The sequence below is a fragment of the Caenibius tardaugens NBRC 16725 genome (genome assembly GCF_003860345.1).
Taxonomy (GTDB): domain Bacteria; phylum Pseudomonadota; class Alphaproteobacteria; order Sphingomonadales; family Sphingomonadaceae; genus Caenibius; species Caenibius tardaugens.
Genome location: NZ_CP034179.1, coordinates 60400 through 77292 on the forward strand (window position 1 = coordinate 60400; position 16893 = coordinate 77292).

Consider the following 16893-nt stretch of genomic DNA (forward strand, 5'->3'; position numbering starts at 1 on the left):
TCGGGCTGACGCTGGCGGCGCATCGGGCGCTGACCACCGGCATTCCCACCCCCGGCATTGCGCGGGCCGCCATGGCCCTGTCCGGTCCGACCGCCCTCGCGGCGTGCGCCGTCTTGACGGGGGCCGTCCCGGCGACCGCCATCGCGGCGTGCGTTGTCGCGCGGGCCACCATCGCGCTGGCCACCCTCACGCGGGGCGCCATCACGGCGATTGTTTTCACGCGGCATCCGGTCGCCACGCGGCGCATGGCTGCGTTCACCGTGGCTACGCTCACCATAGCTGCGCTCGCCATAACCGCGTTCACCCGTACGCTGGCCCTGCTCGGGGCGACCTACGCGTTCGGGGCGCGCACTGCGATCATCGCGGGACCGCGATTGCTGCGGACGGGCCGCACGGTCTTCACCGCCGCCCGGAAGCCGGTCAGACCGGATATGCGTGCGGTCGGTACGGGCCTTTGCAGGACCGCGTTCCTGACGCTGGCGCGGTGCGCGTTCGCCATCACGCTGGCGCCCGTCACCACGTTGGCCATCACGGCCACGTCCGCGTGCCTGATGATGTGCCGGACGGCCATCCTCTGCGACCGCTTCCTGCACCTGCTTGCGCGAAGGCAGCGGCAGACGCGACGCCTGCTTCTCAAAGTCCTCTGGCAAGGATTGCTGGGTCAGCTTCACGCGGGTCAAACGTTCGATGTCGCGCAAATAGGGCTTTTCATCCGGCGCAACGAAGCTGACCGCGATACCATCCGCCCCGGCGCGCGCGGTGCGGCCAATGCGGTGCACGTACTGTTCGGGCACATTCGGCATTTCGAAATTGAACACATGGCTCACGCCCGGAATATCAATGCCGCGCGCGGCGATATCCGTCGCAACCAGCACCCGGACCGACCCGGAACGAAAGCCCTTGATCGCAGCGGTGCGTTGGGCCTGGCTCTTGTTGCCATGGATGGCGGCGGCGGAAACACCGGCGCTTGCCAGATGCCGCACCACACGGTCCGCACCATGCTTGGTACGCGTGAACACCAGCGCACGATCGATCGTGTTATCGCCCAGACCATCGCGCAGACGCATGGTGAGCAACGCCTGCTTTTCCGCCTGGTTGAGGAAGACCGCATATTGTTCCACCCGTTCGGCCGTGGTCGACTGCGGGGCGACTTCAACCCGCACGGGGTTTTCGATGAACTGCTTGCCCAGATCGGCGATCGCCTTGGGCATGGTTGCCGAGAAGAACAGGCTCTGCCGTTCCTTGGGCAACATGGCCGCAATCCGCTTCAGCGGGTTGATGAACCCGAGGTCCATCATCTGGTCGGCTTCATCAAGAACGAAAATCTCGACATGACGCAGCGTCAAGGCGCGCTGATCGATAAGGTCGAGCAGGCGCCCGGGCGTCGCCACCAGAATATCGCAGCCCGGCACCAGTGCGCGGGCCTGCCGCCCCACAGGCACACCACCGAAAACGCACTGGATGTTCAGCGCGAGATACTTCGCATACCCGCGCATGTTTTCGGCAATCTGCGCGGCCAGTTCGCGCGTGGGCGACAGCACGAGCATACGGCAGGACGCATTCTTTTTCGGCTTGGGATCGGCAGCCAGCCGATGCAGCGATGGCAGCGAGAAAGCGGCAGTCTTGCCAGTGCCCGTCTGGGCGATACCCAGAAGGTCGCGCCCTTCGAGCAGCGCAGGAATGGCTTCGCGTTGAATCGGCGTGGGATCAGCGTAGCCTTTGGTGCCAAGCGCGCGCAAAACGGGCTCGGCCAGGCCGAGATCAGAAAAATAAGACATGGATTACTCTCAATACTTCACGACGCGCGCGATCAACGCGCACGACAGGGTTCGTACGATGCGACCCTGCGTGAAAAAGGAAGCTTCAGGCGGTGCGGCGATCATTCGTCCGCGCAAGGCCCATCAAATGGTCGGGCTTCACGCTGCTGCGGACGGCGATGGGATAACCCCCAAGGCGCCAATGCGAGGGGCCTTTAGCCGACAACACTGTAGATAACAAGAACCTTTCGATTCGCGGGCATCACGCCGCGATTCGCACTGGTTAGCTGACTGGCTGCACCATCCAATGTCAGAAAACAGCCATTTAACCTGAACAGAAACCTGGCGATGCGGTTCACCTTTGGGACAGGGCGTGAGGCATAGATTCCTACACAACGCCGCCTTCTACCTGAAGATGTGGCGAACGGAGATGCCGCAATGTCTGTCAAAGAACTTCTGAAATCGAGTGGCATGATGGCTCTGGCCGCAACCATGGCCATCACTGCCCTGCCCGGCCAAGCTATGGCGCAGAACGAGAATCGCCGTGACGCATCGAATGCGCAACGCGCCGAACGCGTGCAGCGCCAGGCTGAATCCCGCGCTAACCGGATCGAAAACCGTGGCGAACGTCAAGCGCAGCGGATTGAACGCAATGGCGATTTCCGCGCACGCCAGATTCAGCAACGCACCAATGCCGCCCCGCCACGCGCTGAAAACTGGGGTGATCGCCGCGCCGCGCAAGTCAACCGCGATAGCGAACGCCGCGCCGCGCAGGTCAATCAGGACGCACAACGCCGGGCTGCCCAGGTAAACCGCGACGCCGACCGTCGTGCCGCGCAGATCAACCGCAACAACGACCGTCGCAACGACAACCGCGTGGTCACACGCAATCCGCAGACGCAGCAGAACTGGCGCGATGCCAATCGCGATCGGAACAACAACTGGCGCGACAACAACCGTGACCGGAACAACAACTGGCGCGACAACCGTGACCAGAACAGCAACTGGCGCGACCGGAACGACAACAACCGTTATCGTGATGCCCGGCGCGACGACCGCAAGTGGGACCGCCGCTGGCGCGACAACGACCGGTATGACTGGAATCGCTATCGCACCACAAACAGGAACCACTATCGCGTTGGACGGTATTATTCCCCGTACAACAACTGGTCCTATCGTCGGCTGAGCATCGGGTTCTTCATGGACTCCATGTTCTACTCGAACCGCTACTGGATTAACGACCCATGGTCCTATCGTCTCCCCTCGGCATATGGGCCCTATCGTTGGGTACGCTATTACGATGACGTGCTTCTGGTCGATATTTACAGTGGCGAAGTCGTAGACGTGATATACGACTTCTTCTGGTAAGCCCGGGCCGAGGAGTGGTCGGCTCCAGGGCACGGAACCCCCGCCTCATCCCTCGGGCGGGGGTTTTCCGTGGGCCCTTGGCACCTGCGCACCACCCGTGCGGATCGACGAACGCATCGACCGGCGCATCAAACATCTTGCGGGGGGCCTGTCCGATTTTCTAGACTAGCCCCGAATGACGACCGCCAAGCACAGATCCGCTCCGTTTCCCGATCAACAACCCCTCGCCCGGATTGGCAAGGCCGTGATGGCCCGGCTCGACAGCAATCCGCATGTCCACCGACTTCCGGTGGATCAGGCGCACATATACGCGGTGGGGGCGTTCCTCGACGAGACGGAATGCGATGCACTGGTCACGCAGATCGACCATGTCGCCCAGCCATCGACGCTGTTCGCGGAAGACGATCTGAAAGCAGGCTATCGCACCAGCTATTCCGGCAATCTCGATCCGTCGGACCCTTTTGTGCAGATGGTGACGCGCCGGATCGACGATCTGCTCGGGCTACGATCGGAACTGGGCGAAACGCTGCAGGGCCAACGCTATCTGCCCGGGCAGCAATACAAGCAGCATTGCGACTGGTTCCACCCCAGCCAGCCGCACTGGAAGCACGAAAGCACACATGGCGGGCAACGCTGCTGGACCGCAATGGCCTATCTCAACGATGTTGAAGAAGGCGGCGAAACGCACTTCACCCATATTGGCATGAAAGTAACCCCGCAAAAGGGCGCGCTGGTGATCTGGAACAACGCCACACCGGAAGGCGTGCCCAACGAACAGACCATGCATGCCGCGATGCCTGTCATCAAGGGGTTCAAGCACGTGGTAACCCGGTGGTATCGCGTACGGCCCTGGAAGTGACCGCGGCCTGATCCGGTCAGCTTAGAGCCGAATACCTCCCGCTATTCGCGGCGGCCCGGTTCGGCGTGATTGCCGTTCTCGAGATGCCCGAGCCGGCTAAGCACCCGGTCGATCTTCCGGTGAAGCCGCAAAAGTTCGATCGTCGTGCGCAGATTGACCTCGTAATCGTGGCGCGCGGCGACCCGGTCCTTCTTGGCCTGTCGGTTCTGGCTCATCATGATGACCGGTGCCTGCAAGGCGGCCAGCATCGACAGCATCAGATTGAGAAAAATGTAGGGATAGGCGTCAAACGGGTGGAAGCCGAGTTGTTCGAGCACGTGGCTGTTTATCACCATCCAGACAAACAGAACCAGCACAAAGCTGCCGATAAACGCCCAGCTGCCACCTACGGCCGCCACCCGATCCGCCAGCTTGTCGCCAAATGACGCGCTGGCGGCTGCGCGTTCATCGGCATCCAGGCCAAACACTTCACCCGAACAGACCCGGTGCAGCACCGCGCGTTCTTCGGCATCCAACTGATCGAAGGGCCGGCCGAGCAATTCCTCGGCCAGACCTTCGGGACTCGTATCCAGTTTCATAGAGCCCCTTCCAGCCAGTTACCGCGCCAATGCTTCTTCAATCAGCTTACGGGTATTGGCAATGCCATAAAGCGCAATGAAACTGCCCATACGCGGCCCCTGTGACGAACCAAGCAGGGTTTCATACAGGGCCTTGAACCAGTCGCGCAGGTTCTCGAACCCGTAGTCTTCCAGTTTGCCGATCTCGTAGACCGCTGTCTGGATATCTTCGGCAGAAGGTTCATCCCCCATGGCAGCCAGCGCCGCATCCAGCGCCTTCAACGCGTCCGCTTCGTTAGCCGCAGGTGCGCGCCGTTGCAGTGAAGGCGCCACGACATCACGGTTGTAGGCCAGCGCAGGTTCGATCAGGGCATTGAGTTCGGGATGGTCCGCCGGATCGACGTCTTCGACGTAATTTCCAAGATAGGACCAGACCTGTTCGTGCGTGGCATGCGGGCCCAGCACGCCGACAAGATTGAGCAGCAGCCCGAACGTCACGGCAACCTTGTCCCCCGCCCCGGGGGCATCGGCGCCAGCCGTACCGCCATTGGCGCGCAACAGGTGCCAGACCGGATTGCCAAGCTGCTGTTCGATCGGCTGTGTCGGAAGCTTCTCGCGGAACTGCCAATATTCGTCCACGGCCCGGGGAATGATGCCCATGTGCAATTGCTTGGCGCTCTTCGGTTCGCGGAACAGATAGAAGCCAAGGCTTTCTTCCGTGCCATAGCGCAGCCATTCCTCAATCGTCAGGCCATTGCCCTTGGATTTGGAAATCTTCTCGCCCTTTTCGTCAAGGAACAGTTCGTAGATCAGACCATCCGGGCGGCGGCCGCCAAGAATTTTCGCAATCTTGCCCGACTGGGTGACGCTGTCCGTCAGATCCTTGCCGCACATTTCGTAATCGACGCCCAATGCGACCCAGCGCATCGCCCAGTCGACTTTCCACTGCAGCTTGGCATGACCGCCAAAAATGGTCTGCTCGACCGTCTTGCCTTCATCCTCGAAGCGGATGATCCCGGCATCGACATCGACCACCTCCACAGGCACCTGCAGGACAATCCCGCTGGTGGGGCTGACCGGCAGCACCGGCGAATAAGTCGCCTGCCGTTCCGCCCGCAGCGTCGGCAGCATGACATCCATGATCGCACCGTAATGACGCAGGACATTGCGCAAGGCATCGTCAAACGCGCCGGAATTGTAGCGATCCGATGCCGATACGAATTCATAGTCGAACCCGAAACGATCGAGGAATTCCCGCAGCATCGCATTGTTGTGATGCGCGAAGCTTTCAAACTTTCCGAAAGGATCGGGAATACGCGACAAGGGCTTGCCGAGATTGGCGGACAGCAGCTCCGCGTTCGGCACATTGTCGGGTACCTTGCGCAGGCCGTCCATATCGTCGCTGAACGCCACCAGCCGGGTTGGCGCGCCATCGGTCAGCACTTCGTATGCCCGGCGCACCAGCGTGGTGCGCAAGACTTCCTGAAACGTGCCGATATGCGGCAGGCCCGACGGGCCATAGCCGGTTTCGAACAGAACCGGTTCGAGCGCACCATCCTTGCCGCGTTTCCCGTCGGGGTAACGCTTGGCAAGCTTGCGGGCCTCTTCGAAAGGCCATGCCTTGGAGGAATGTGCGGCTGCGATCAGGTTTTCTTGGCTCATGGCGGGCGTCCATTGCGCCTCGCGCGCCGTTTCGCAAGCGCATTTGGCCCATCCCTGCCCGTTGCAGCATCAAATCGCGGCTTTTCCGGCCTATCCCGGCGACTAGGCGATGGGCCGTGGAACGATTACCGCCCCACATCGGTTATCGACGCAAATCGCCGTCTTTCCGGCAATAAACGGAGAATTGGTTTTGCATTACATTGAGACGCTACAGAAGCAGGTCGATTCCATGATCGACGGCTTCGTTGCGACATTACCCAATCTGGTGATTTCCCTTCTGGTCATCATGCTGACCTGGATGGTCGCGCGTTTTTCGGTCCATATCGCCAATCGCATTACCCGCCGCACGGCCCTTCGCGCCGATTTGCGGCAATTGATCGAAACGCTGGTGCGCCTCGCCATCTGGATTTTCGGCCTGCTGATTGCCGCCACGGTGGTCATGCCCGGCCTCACCCCGGCCAGCCTGATTGCCGGTCTCGGCGTTGGCGCCGTCGCCATCGGGTTCGCCTTTCAGGACATTCTCGAGAATTTCCTGGCAGGCGTGCTGATCATGCTGCGCGACAAGATGCAGATCGGCGATCTGGTCGAAGCCAACGGGATTATCGGCAAGGTCGAGAAGATCACCCTGCGCGAAACCCATATCCGGCAACAGTCCAACGAACTGACGATCCTGCCGAATGCAATGATGTTCAAGAACCCGGTCAAGATCGTGACGGATACCCCGGTCCGCCGCAACGAACTGGTGATCAAGATTGCCAACGACTGCGACCTGCCACAGGCCGAACGGACGATCCGCAAGGCGCTGGATGGTGTGGACGGGATCAATCACGATATGCCAACAGGCGTTTACGCGCAGCAGTTCGGCAGCAGTTCCATCGATTTTCTGGTCCAGTGGTGGACAAACACCGCCGATAATGACTTTCCGGCGGTGAAAAGCCGGGTCATCTTCGCGATCAAGAAAGCCCTCGAAGATGCGGATATCGCACTATCCAGTTCCGATGTGACGCGCATCGCCTTCGAAGAACAGGCCCGCCCGTTACAGCTTCCCGAAGGCAATCCGGCCTAGGCAGGAGGATGCTGGCGCGCTCAGGCGCCAGCAGTCCACTCGTAAGCCAGCGGCGCCTCGCGGAAAGCAAAGCGATCCAGATGGCTTTCGATCACGCCTTTCATCCGTTCGGCCGTTTCCGCGTCGTCGGCGGACAGTTCGATGCGAATGCCCTGCGGGTCGCCCGTCATCGTTGCCACGGCGCTGGGGAAGCGCACCACGCCCCGGTCGCCATCCAACGCGATCTCGAGCTTGTGCGACCAATGCTTGCACAACTGGCGCACGTACTTTCCGCCATTGGCGGTGGGCACATGGGCGACAATGGTCGTCATACATCGATCCTTTCTATGTTACGCGCCGCATCGTCGATGAACCCGGCAACGCGCAAAATGGTTTCGCGGTCGACCTGATCTTGCGACAGGCGGTCGAAAATCGCGGTCTTGAGGTTCTGCATCGCCCGGCGAATGGGCGCCCCATCGGTGCGTTCGCGCACTTGCGCCAGCGAGGTGAGCCGCGCCTGCACATGCGCCACGGCATCGGCATTGGCCGCGATATGCGCTTTGCCTTCTTCTGTGGCGCGATAGTTTTTGCGGGCCCCATCCTGCACGGCTTCGAGCAGCCCGGCTTCTTCCATGAATGTCAGCGCAGGATAGACCACGCCCGGACTGGGCGAATAACCGCCATTGGAGCGCGCCTCGATGCCGCGTATCAATTCATAGCCATGCGCGGGCTGTTCCCCGGCAAGACTGAGCAGAAGCAATTGCAATTCCGCGGAATCGAACAGCCGCCGCCGGCGTCCGCCATGGCCTGCATGGCCGCCACGACCACGGCGTCCACCGCCAAATCCGACTTCTTCATGCGAACCGTCGAAGGATTCGCCCTTGTTGCGGCCTGCGCCGCGCATACCACGATGGTGTGATCCTGATCTCAAAATACAATCTCCTTTTATCAAGACCGCTCTAAGATATATCTTGTAAAAGTTCCTGCAAGGGGAGGCATGCAAAAAAATTCAAGCGAGCGGCACATGTCCGATTAAACGGTGTGCTGTGCGGCATTGCCCGCTTGCCCAGCCCCGCTCCGACAGCCTATCGCAAGGGCAATGGCTTGTTCCGCCACCCCTCTTCCCCTTCCCGCGCTGCATGCCAGCCATGGCGGCTGCTGGCTGCGCCATGCCGATGGGGAAACCCGCGCCATCGGCAAAGGTGAGGCCATCGTTGCCGCCGCCGACACACCGCTCCTGCTGCTTAACGCCCCGCTCATCGCCACGCGGCTCGGCTATCCCGACCTGTCGGGCCTCGATCTGCTGGAACTGTTTGCGTTCGTTCACCCCGCCCGTTTCTGTGTGCCCACGCCGAAAGGACTGGCCTTTGCGCTGGGGCTGCAACCACCCGCCAGCGACGATGCGGTGCCCGCCCTGCTGCAAAGCGCGGCGGCCGAACTGCTGGCGCATTGTGAAGACAGCGCGTGGCCCGAACGCGAAGGCGCGTGGAGCGTGCTGCAATCGCTCGGCCGTCTGCGCTGGCCCTGGGCGCCGGTGATCGCCCCGCATATTGCGCAGCCTGATCGTGCCGAACGCTGGCTATTCTCGCGCCTGCCCGAATGGGACGAAGCCCCCGAACGCCCGCAGCCCGCACAAGTCACGCTGTCTGCCGAAGACATCGATGCACAGCTCGCCGCGCTGACCGGGCGCGATGCGGAAGTGCGCCCTGGGCAGCAGGACTACGCCCGACAGGCGGCGCATGCCTTTGCCCCTCGTCAGCGTCCGGGTGCGCCGCATCTGCTGCTGGCCCAGGCAGGCACAGGCACCGGCAAGACGCTGGGATATCTCGCACCGGCGTCGCTCTGGGCAGAACGATCCGGGGGGACGATCTGGGTCTCCACTTATACCAAGAACCTGCAACGCCAGCTGCGCCAGGAAAGCCGCCGGGTGTGGCAGGACGGTGCGCCCGACGCCGCACCGCAGGCAAACCAGCGGGTGGTGGTTCGCAAAGGGCGCGAAAACTACCTGTGCCTGCTCAATCTGGAAGATGCGCTGCAAGGCGGGTTCGGCGGGCGCGCCGCCATCATGGCCCAACTGGTCGCGCGCTGGGCGGCCTACACGCAAGACGGTGACATGATCGGCGGCGATCTTCCGGGCTGGCTTGGCACACTGTTCCGCCAGCGCGGGATCAAGGCCCTGACCGATCAGCGCGGCGAATGCGTCTATGCCGGTTGTCCGCATTACCGCAAATGCTTCATCGAACGTTCGGCGCGGGCATCGGCACAGGCCGATCTGGTGATTGCCAATCATGCGCTGGTCATGGTCAACGCAGCGCGTGGCCGGGATCATGCGCAACGCCCCACCCGTATCATCTTCGATGAAGGCCACCACGTTTTCGAAGCGGCGGATTCGACCTTTGCCGCCGCGCTGACCGGGGCCGAAGCGATCGAACTGCGGCGCTGGGTCATAGGCCCGGAACGCGGTTCGAAAGGGCGACGACGCGGACTGGCTGCGCGTCTGGCGGATGTCTCGTCCTATGACGAACAGGGCGCCCGGGCGATTGTGGCCGCACGCGAGGCGGCGGAAGCCCTGCCCGCCGATGGGTGGTTGCAACGCCTGCATGACAACGCCCCGTCCGGCCCGCTGGAAAGCCTGCTGGGGGCCGTGCGTTCCGTAACTTATGCCCGCGATGAAAGCGGCGGACAGGAAGCGGGCTACGGCCTGGAAACCGAAGCGGCGCAGCTCGACGGGAACTTTGTCGAGCTGGCCGGGCAGGCTCAGGCTGCTTTGGCCGATCTGCGCCACCCCTTGATGAAGCTCACAGGCAGGCTGGAAGCTTTACTGGAAGAGCCGCCTGACTGGCTCGATGGACAAGGGCGCGCCCGGATCGAAGGCGCGCGTCATTCGCTCGGCTGGCGGATCGATCTTATCGCCGCATGGGAGGCGCTGCTGAACCGGCTGGGCGGCCCCGCCGATCCCGATTTCGTGGACTGGCTGGCGGTCGACCGTTCGGAAGCGCGCGAATTCGACATGGGCATCCATCGCCGCTGGCTCGATCCTATGAAACCGTTTGCGCGTGTCGTGCTCGAACCGGCGCATGGGGTGATGCTGACCAGTGCCACACTGACCGATCGCAGCGGGCATGACGAGGATGATTGGCAAAATGCCGTGGCCCGATCGGGCGCACCGCATATCGAGGCATCGCCCCGCCTGTGTGCGGCGGAAAGCCCGTTCGACTATGCTGCTCAGGCCGAAGTGCTGATCGTCACCGATATCAAAAAGGGGGATATTCCCGCTCTGGCGGGGGCTTATGCTCGCCTGATCGAGGCGGCTCAGGGCGGCGTTCTGGGGCTGTTTACCGCGATCCGACGCCTGCGCGCAGTGCATGGGCGCATTGCCGACCGGCTCGCACGGGCTGGCCTGCCGCTCTACGCGCAACATGTCGATCCCATCGACACAGGCACGCTTGTGGATATTTTTCGGGACGATCCCCATGCCTCGCTGCTGGGCACCGATGCCCTCCGCGATGGCGTGGACGTGCCCGGCCATTCGCTCCGTTGCGTGGTCATGGAACAAGTCCCCTGGCCCAAACCATCGATCCTGCACCGCGCACGACGCGCAGTGAACGGTGGTTCTTCGCACGACGACCGGATCATTCGCGCCCGTCTGGCCCAGGGTTTCGGTCGCCTGATCCGCACCAAGGACGATCACGGGCATTTCGTGGTTTTGTCAGCTGCATTTCCCAGTCGCCTGCTGTCCGCTTTTCCAAAGGGGACACCTGTCATCAGATTGACGCTGGATGAGGCTTTACAACGGATCGCTGCCGGTGTTTGCTCGAGCGACGATTTACGAACGGCCACGGCGCAGAAGGCAACCGGCGTGCAGGCCGCGCGGGACGAAGGGTGACAGGAAGAGCGTGAAACGGCTCGGGCTTTTAAGACATGCAAAGTCCTCGTGGGAGGACACGGACCTTCGTGATTTCGACCGCGGGCTGAATGCGCGCGGCCGCAAGGGGGCGGTGCTGATGGGCCGCCACATTGCAAAATTCGGGGTCGACTGGGACGTGCTTTTCGCAAGCCCTGCCCAACGCGTGCGCCAGACTTTGGAAAGCGCGCTGGAATTTATCGGGCGCGACAGCCCCCTTATCTGGGATGAACGCCTTTATCTGGCCAGCGCACCGGTCATGCTGGACGTCTTGCGCCATGCCGAACCCGATGCCGACAATATCCTGCTGGTCGGGCACAATCCCGGCTTGCAGGACATGCTGTTCGAACTCGTTCCCGATCATGCACAGGATCGCAAATTTGACGAGGCAGTGCGCAAATTTCCGACAGCGGCATTCGCCGTACTCGAACTGGATATCGACGCATGGCGCGATATCGACAGTGGCTGTGGCAAACTGGTCCATTTCGCCCGGCCGCGTGATTTTGACACCACGCTCGGCCCTGAAACCGAACTCTACTAGATCGTCAGTGGATTGGTTCGCCAGAAAGGCAGAACCTGCACGGGAACGTCACTGCCACGTTATACACGCGGCAGTGGGTTCAATTCAGGCTTCCAGAGCGTTTGCCAGTTGGGTGCGCAAGGCACGCAGGCGCGGCAGCAGATCGGCTGCCGATAATTCCATGGGAGCGATCTCTTCAACCGCCCCGCCGGTCAGCGCCTTTTTCGCGCCTTTGAGCGTATAGCCTTCACGATTGACCAGACGGTCGATCGTTTCAATGAGCGTGATATCCTGCGCCCGATAGTACCGTCGCCCCCCGCTGCGTTTTACTGGCTTGAGCATGGGAAACTGCTGTTCCCAGTAGCGCAGGACATGCGGCGCAATGTCCAGCGCTTTTGCCACTTCACCAATAGTCCGCAACGCACCTGCATCTTTGCCATCGGCAAAGCGCAGGTCGAGGAGATCGGTCATGCCGTCAGAATCCTGTCCTTCAGAATCTGGCTTGCGCGGAAAGTCAGGACCCGGCGCGGCGTAATTGGCACCTCGATCCCGGTTTTCGGATTGCGCCCGACACGTTCGTTCTTGTCCCGCAAGATAAACGTACCAAAGCCCGATATCTTCACATTCTCGCCATCTGTCATGGCACCACTCATACGATCGAGAATAGACTCGACCAGAGCGAGAGACTCCGCGCGCGACAGGCCGACCTTGCGATTAATCGCCTCTGCCAAATCAGCGCGAGTGAGCGTGCCCACCGAACGCATCATACGGTCATACCCTTAAATAGTTTCAACCCTTCCCTGCCATGTAGACTACGCATTTTGCGCAACATATCAATGGTAGAAAGACGATTATTTAGAGCATAACTATTAGTTGGGTATCATGCGCCAGTCGCGAACCAAAATCTCGGTGGCAGAACTAGACGCGCAAAAGGCTCGCACCCCACGTAAAACCGCCGCCCATCGCCTCAAGCATCACAAGATCGCCGGGCTTTATGCGACCATCTCGCACCGCTGTATCGAATGCCAGCGGAACAGATGCAGCCGAAGTATTGGCATGCTGCTCTACAGTCTTGATAACTTTCTCAGGCGGCAGACCCAATTTCTTTGCGGTGGCATCAAGGATACGTGCGTTGGCCTGATGCGGCACGACCCAGTCGAGATCGGACGCGCCAATACCCGCATCCTCAAGCACTTCCTGCAAGACTTCCGCTAGGTTCACCACGGCATGACGGAAGACCTCGCGCCCCTTCATCCGCAGCTTCCCGACTGTCTGCGTGGTCGATGGGCCGCCATCGACATACAGAAGAGCGTTATGATCCCCGTCGGCATGCAGCCGCGTGGCAAGAATGCCCGGACCATCGTTATCGGCAACCTCGGCCGCTTCCAACACCAATGCCCCGGCGCCGTCACCGAACAGGACGCAGGTTGTCCGGTCTTCCCAATCGAGAATGCGGCTGAACGTTTCCGAACCGATCACCAGCGCGCGCTTTGCCATGCCGGTGCGCAGCATCGAATCGACCACACCCAGCGCGTAAAGGAAACCGGAGCATACGGCGGCGACATCGAAGGCCGCCCCGCCGTTGCACCCCAGGGCCGCCTGAACCAGCGACGCGGACGACGGGAAAGTCTGGTCAGGGGTCGCGGTCGCCAGCACGATCAGATCAATCGATTTCGGATCGAACTGCGCCGCTTCAAGAGCGTTTCGCGCAGCCTCTATCGCCAAGCTCGATGTCGTTTCGCTGTCATCAGCGATGTAACGCTGACGAATGCCGGTGCGTTCGACAATCCATTCATCGCTGGTATCCACCTTCGCGGCCAGTTCTGCATTGGTCACCAAACGCTTCGGCAGGGCCGAACCGCTACCACGCACGATCGAACGGATCACTTCGAAGCGTCTCCCTGTTGGCCGGCACTTGCGCCAGCTTGCCCATTTACGGCCCCGGTCTGGAGTTCCGCAAGATCAGCCATGATCCGTTCCGTGAGATTTTCCTCAAGAAGACGGGCCGTCACGGCGACCGCGTTGGCCACCCCGGCTGCATTGGCACTGCCGTGGCTCTTCACGACAATGCCGTTGAGCCCCAAAAACACAGCGCCATTATGATTGTTCGGATCAAGATGATGACGAATCAATTCCGTCGCCGGGCGCGAAATCAGAAAACCGAACTTCGAACGCAACGAACTGCGGAAGCTCCGTTTGAGCAGATCGCCAACAAAGCGTGCGGCGCCTTCCAGCGCCTTCAACGCAATATTGCCGGAGAAACCATCAGTCACAACCACTTCGACATCGCCGCGATTGATCTTGTCGGCTTCGACGAAGCCTTCGAAATGCAAGGAAAGACCCGTGGCGGCACGCAGATGCGCAGCCGCCTTCTGCAACTCGTCCGTCCCCTTGATTTCCTCGGTGCCGATATTCAGCAATCGCACACGCGGTGCATCAAGGCCGGTAATGATCCGCGAATAGGCCGCACCCATGACAGCGAACTGCACGAGATTACGGGCATCGCACTCGGTATTGGCACCGAGGTCGAGCATGATCACGTCATTTTCGCCCAATGTGGGAATACGCGCCGCAAGCGCAGGCCGATCGATCCCGGGCATCGTGCGCAGGGCGAGCTTGGCCATCGCCATCAGGGCACCGGTATTGCCGGCACTGACCGCAGCGCCAGCATCACCCTGCTTCACAGCATTGATCGCCAGCCCCATCGATGTGGTTCTGGCGCGACGCAATGCCTGCGTAGGCTTCTCATCACCGGAAACGACATCCTCCGCATGGAGGATTTCGGAGGCCGCATGCATGTTAGGATGATTTTCGAGCGCACGCTTGATGCGCGCCTCATCCCCGACAAGCAGAAATTTGAACCGGTCGTGGTGGCGCCGCGCGAGCGCAGCGCCTTCAACCATCACACGGACACCTTCATCCCCGCCCATCGCATCGACGGCGATACGCGGCAGACTCATGTCAGCGTACTCCGGTTAAAGAGGCTCAGAGCCCCACTGCGAGGATTTCGCGGCCGTTATAGTGCCCGCAGTGCGAGCAAAGATTGTGCGGACGCTTCAGTTCGCCACAGTTCGAACACTCATGGAAAGCTTCCACTTTCAGAGCATCATGAGCGCGACGGTTGCCCCGACGGTGAGGCGATACTTTTCTCTTGGGGACAGCCATTTCGGCACCTGTTCCTGCAAACTAGACTATATTGAAGCCGCCCTAGGCGATGCTCCGAGAATGCACAAGCCCGTGTTGGCCCCATGCATCACAGCGGTTCATCCGGCGACGAAGGCGCGGCCTATAGCGAATTTCCCGAAGGTTGCAAGCACCGCCTGACGCTTGCTAGCTCTGTCTGCCAACAACAATGAGGGGGCCTGCATGATTCTGACCACTACTCTGAGCGCCGCGGCCGCAGCGGCCATCATCAATCTCTGGCTTATGATCCGCTGCGCGCAGATCCGCGTATCCGCCAAGGTTGCCCATGGGGACGGCGGCAACGTGCTTCTGGGCCGACGCATGCGGGCCCATTCGAACTTCATTGAAAACGCACCGCTGGTGCTGATCCTGATTGGCGCGATCGAACTGACCGGAAAAGGCGGCACATGGCTTGCGCTGGTCGCCGCCGTTTACCTGCTGGCGCGCGTGGCGCATCCGTTCGGAATGGACCGCGACGGCGCCAACGTCCTGCGTGCGGGCGGCACCATGGTCACCATGCTGACACTGATTGGACTGGCCACCATGGCAGTCCTGATATCGCTGGGAAAATTCTGAGGATCAACGTGTGGCGCGCGCTCAGGCGCGCGCCATCACCGAATCCGCTACGAACGGATTGGTCCGCCGTTCCTGACCGAATGTGCTGACCGCACCATGGCCGGGGATAAATGTCACATCCTGGCCCAGCGGCCAGAGCTTCTGCGTGATCGAATCGAGCAGATCCTGATGATTGCCGAGCGGAAAATCCGTGCGACCGATCGATCCCTGAAACAAAACGTCACCCACCACCGCAAACTGTGAAGGCGCGTGATAGAACACGACATGCCCCGGCGTGTGCCCCGGGCAATGGATCACATCCAGTTCAAGATCACCCACCGTCACCTTGTCCCCATCGACAAGCCAGCGGTTGGGTTCGAACACTTCGCCATGCATGCCGTATTGCGCGCCATCATCGCCCAGGCGCGCGATCCAGAAACGATCCGCTTCGTGCGGCCCCTCGATTTCGAGTCCGAGCTCTTTCGCGAGAATGCCGGTCTGCCCGCAATGATCGAGATGACCATGCGTGACGAGCAGTTTCTCGAGTGTCACGCCAGCCTTTTCCACAGCCGCCTTGAGCCGGTCGAGATCGCCGCCCGGATCGATCAGCGCCCCCTTCATGGTCTTGGTGCACCAGATCAGCGAACAATTCTGCTGGAGGGGCGTAACGGGGATGATCGCCGCACGCATCGGAGGTTCAGGTCTATCGGACATGGCCCGGATGTGGCGTCAGCGCGATACGATTGCAAGCGCCCTGCATCGCAACCCACACCGTGTATCCCCTCAGGTTACAGCCGCCCGCCTTTCCAGACCACGCGGCCGATCACCTCGATATCCGTCAGGGCGACATCGATCGGCGGGTAGGATTCGTTCACGCTTATCAAGCGTATTTCCCCGGCCTGCCCCTGCTGCACACGTTTGACATGCAGGGCGTCGCCAAGCCGCAGGACATGCACGCCATCGCGCAGCGGGCGCCAGGAATGATCGACGAGGATTTCATCCCCATCGCGCAACAATGGCTCCATCGAATCGCCCATGACCGAAATCAGCGAAAGGTCGCCCTGTTTCAGGCCCTGTTCCCGCAACCAGCGCCGGGAAAAGCCGAAACTGTCGAAAGGCAGTTCCTCACCCGCCAGCGCCCCCGGGCCGGCCGATGCCCCCAGTGCCAGTCTTGGCACGGCAACCCAATCCTGGGCCCTGAGGCGATTCGCGGTGTCCTCGCGGGAAATATCCTCTGCCCCGCCCAGTTCCGATTCGCGCACGCCGAAATAGCCCGCCAGTGTTCGGCGATCCCCCTCATCCAGCTTTCGCGGGCTTCCCTTTCGAATATACTGCTGCAAATACGATGGGTTACGCCCGATCATCTCGGACAAGGCCGTCAGGCTGACCTGACCCTTCTCCGCCAGTTCCAGCAATCGATTGCGCGCATCAGACATAGTGTGTTCCTAGGCACTTATCATTTTTCCTTCCTACACATAGGATT

At 61.2% G+C, this 16893-nt stretch carries 17 protein-coding genes and 1 pseudogene; 6 read left to right on the top strand and 12 right to left on the bottom strand.

Features of this window, described 5'->3' with window-relative positions; genetic code table 11:
• Positions 1–338: 338 nt before the first annotated feature.
• A pseudogene (locus EGO55_RS00295) lies at positions 339–1778 on the bottom strand (DEAD/DEAH box helicase); the annotation flags it as partial.
• A gap of 417 nt (positions 1779–2195) precedes the next feature.
• On the opposite strand from EGO55_RS00295, the gene EGO55_RS00300 reads away from it, so the two are divergent.
• Positions 2196–3125 (top strand): RcnB family protein, encoded by a 930-nt coding sequence (locus EGO55_RS00300; protein ID WP_040715001.1) that lies wholly within the window; start codon positions 2196–2198, stop codon positions 3123–3125.
• 175 nt (positions 3126–3300) lie between these two features.
• Positions 3301–3984 (top strand): 2OG-Fe(II) oxygenase, encoded by a 684-nt coding sequence (locus EGO55_RS00305; protein ID WP_021688981.1) that lies wholly within the window; start codon positions 3301–3303, stop codon positions 3982–3984.
• A gap of 41 nt (positions 3985–4025) precedes the next feature.
• Here EGO55_RS00305 and EGO55_RS00310 read toward each other — a convergent pair whose 3' ends face one another.
• Entirely contained in the window at positions 4026–4562 is a 537-nt protein-coding gene (locus EGO55_RS00310; RefSeq protein ID WP_021688982.1) for a DUF1003 domain-containing protein, read from the bottom strand.
• Positions 4563–4580: 18 nt separating this feature from the next.
• A complete protein-coding gene (locus tag EGO55_RS00315; RefSeq protein ID WP_021688983.1) occupies positions 4581–6203 on the bottom strand; it encodes a lysine--tRNA ligase in 1623 nt (540 codons plus the stop codon).
• 190 nt (positions 6204–6393) lie between these two features.
• Between EGO55_RS00315 and EGO55_RS00320 the strand changes: the two genes are divergently transcribed.
• Positions 6394–7269 (top strand): mechanosensitive ion channel family protein, encoded by an 876-nt coding sequence (locus EGO55_RS00320; protein WP_021688984.1) that lies wholly within the window; start codon positions 6394–6396, stop codon positions 7267–7269.
• Positions 7270–7289: 20 nt separating this feature from the next.
• Here the strand turns inward: EGO55_RS00320 and EGO55_RS00325 are convergent, their stop codons facing one another.
• Both EGO55_RS00325 and EGO55_RS00330 read right to left on the bottom strand, forming a co-directional pair.
• Entirely contained in the window at positions 7290–7580 is a 291-nt protein-coding gene (locus EGO55_RS00325) for a DUF2218 domain-containing protein (protein WP_021688985.1), read from the bottom strand.
• On the bottom strand, positions 7577–8179 hold the full coding sequence (locus tag EGO55_RS00330) for a PadR family transcriptional regulator (RefSeq protein WP_210766605.1): 603 nt from the start codon (positions 8177–8179) through the stop codon (positions 7577–7579). Before EGO55_RS00330 ends, EGO55_RS00325 begins: the two co-directional genes overlap by 4 nt.
• A 168-nt stretch (positions 8180–8347) precedes the next feature.
• Here EGO55_RS00330 and EGO55_RS00335 point away from each other — a divergent pair, with 168 nt between their 5' ends.
• Both EGO55_RS00335 and EGO55_RS00340 read left to right on the top strand, forming a co-directional pair.
• Positions 8348–11134 (top strand): ATP-dependent DNA helicase, encoded by a 2787-nt coding sequence (locus tag EGO55_RS00335; protein WP_021688987.1) that lies wholly within the window; start codon positions 8348–8350, stop codon positions 11132–11134.
• Positions 11135–11144: 10 nt separating this feature from the next.
• A complete protein-coding gene (locus EGO55_RS00340) occupies positions 11145–11693 on the top strand; it encodes a SixA phosphatase family protein (RefSeq protein ID WP_021688988.1) in 549 nt (182 codons plus the stop codon).
• Positions 11694–11777: 84 nt separating this feature from the next.
• Here the strand turns inward: EGO55_RS00340 and EGO55_RS00345 are convergent, their stop codons facing one another.
• The 5 genes from EGO55_RS00345 to rpmF form a co-directional block, all read right to left on the bottom strand.
• Complete coding sequence (locus EGO55_RS00345) at positions 11778–12143, bottom strand: MerR family transcriptional regulator (protein WP_021688989.1); 366 nt, start codon at positions 12141–12143, stop codon at positions 11778–11780.
• Positions 12140–12436 carry an integration host factor subunit alpha gene (locus EGO55_RS00350; protein WP_040715059.1) on the bottom strand — a complete coding sequence of 99 codons (297 nt, stop codon included), beginning with the start codon at positions 12434–12436 and terminating at the stop codon, positions 12140–12142. Before EGO55_RS00350 ends, EGO55_RS00345 begins: the two co-directional genes overlap by 4 nt.
• A 154-nt stretch (positions 12437–12590) precedes the next feature.
• Complete coding sequence (locus tag EGO55_RS00355) at positions 12591–13559, bottom strand: beta-ketoacyl-ACP synthase III (RefSeq protein WP_021688991.1); 969 nt, start codon at positions 13557–13559, stop codon at positions 12591–12593.
• Positions 13556–14632, bottom strand: a complete 1077-nt coding sequence (gene plsX, locus EGO55_RS00360; protein ID WP_021688992.1) for a phosphate acyltransferase PlsX — start codon at positions 14630–14632, stop codon at positions 13556–13558. Before plsX ends, EGO55_RS00355 begins: the two co-directional genes overlap by 4 nt.
• 25 nt (positions 14633–14657) lie before the next feature.
• Complete coding sequence (rpmF, locus tag EGO55_RS00365) at positions 14658–14837, bottom strand: 50S ribosomal protein L32 (protein WP_021688993.1); 180 nt, start codon at positions 14835–14837, stop codon at positions 14658–14660.
• Positions 14838–15038: 201 nt separating this feature from the next.
• Here rpmF and EGO55_RS00370 point away from each other — a divergent pair, with 201 nt between their 5' ends.
• A complete protein-coding gene (locus tag EGO55_RS00370; protein WP_021688994.1) occupies positions 15039–15431 on the top strand; it encodes an MAPEG family protein in 393 nt (130 codons plus the stop codon).
• Between the two features lie 21 nt (positions 15432–15452).
• Here the strand turns inward: EGO55_RS00370 and EGO55_RS00375 are convergent, their stop codons facing one another.
• A complete protein-coding gene (locus EGO55_RS00375; RefSeq protein ID WP_210766606.1) occupies positions 15453–16124 on the bottom strand; it encodes an MBL fold metallo-hydrolase in 672 nt (223 codons plus the stop codon).
• A 74-nt stretch (positions 16125–16198) separates the two neighbouring features.
• Positions 16199–16846: a S24 family peptidase gene (locus tag EGO55_RS00380; protein WP_021688996.1), complete on the bottom strand. Its 648-nt coding sequence runs from the start codon at positions 16844–16846 to the stop codon at positions 16199–16201.
• Between the last annotated feature and the right edge of the window lie 47 nt (positions 16847–16893).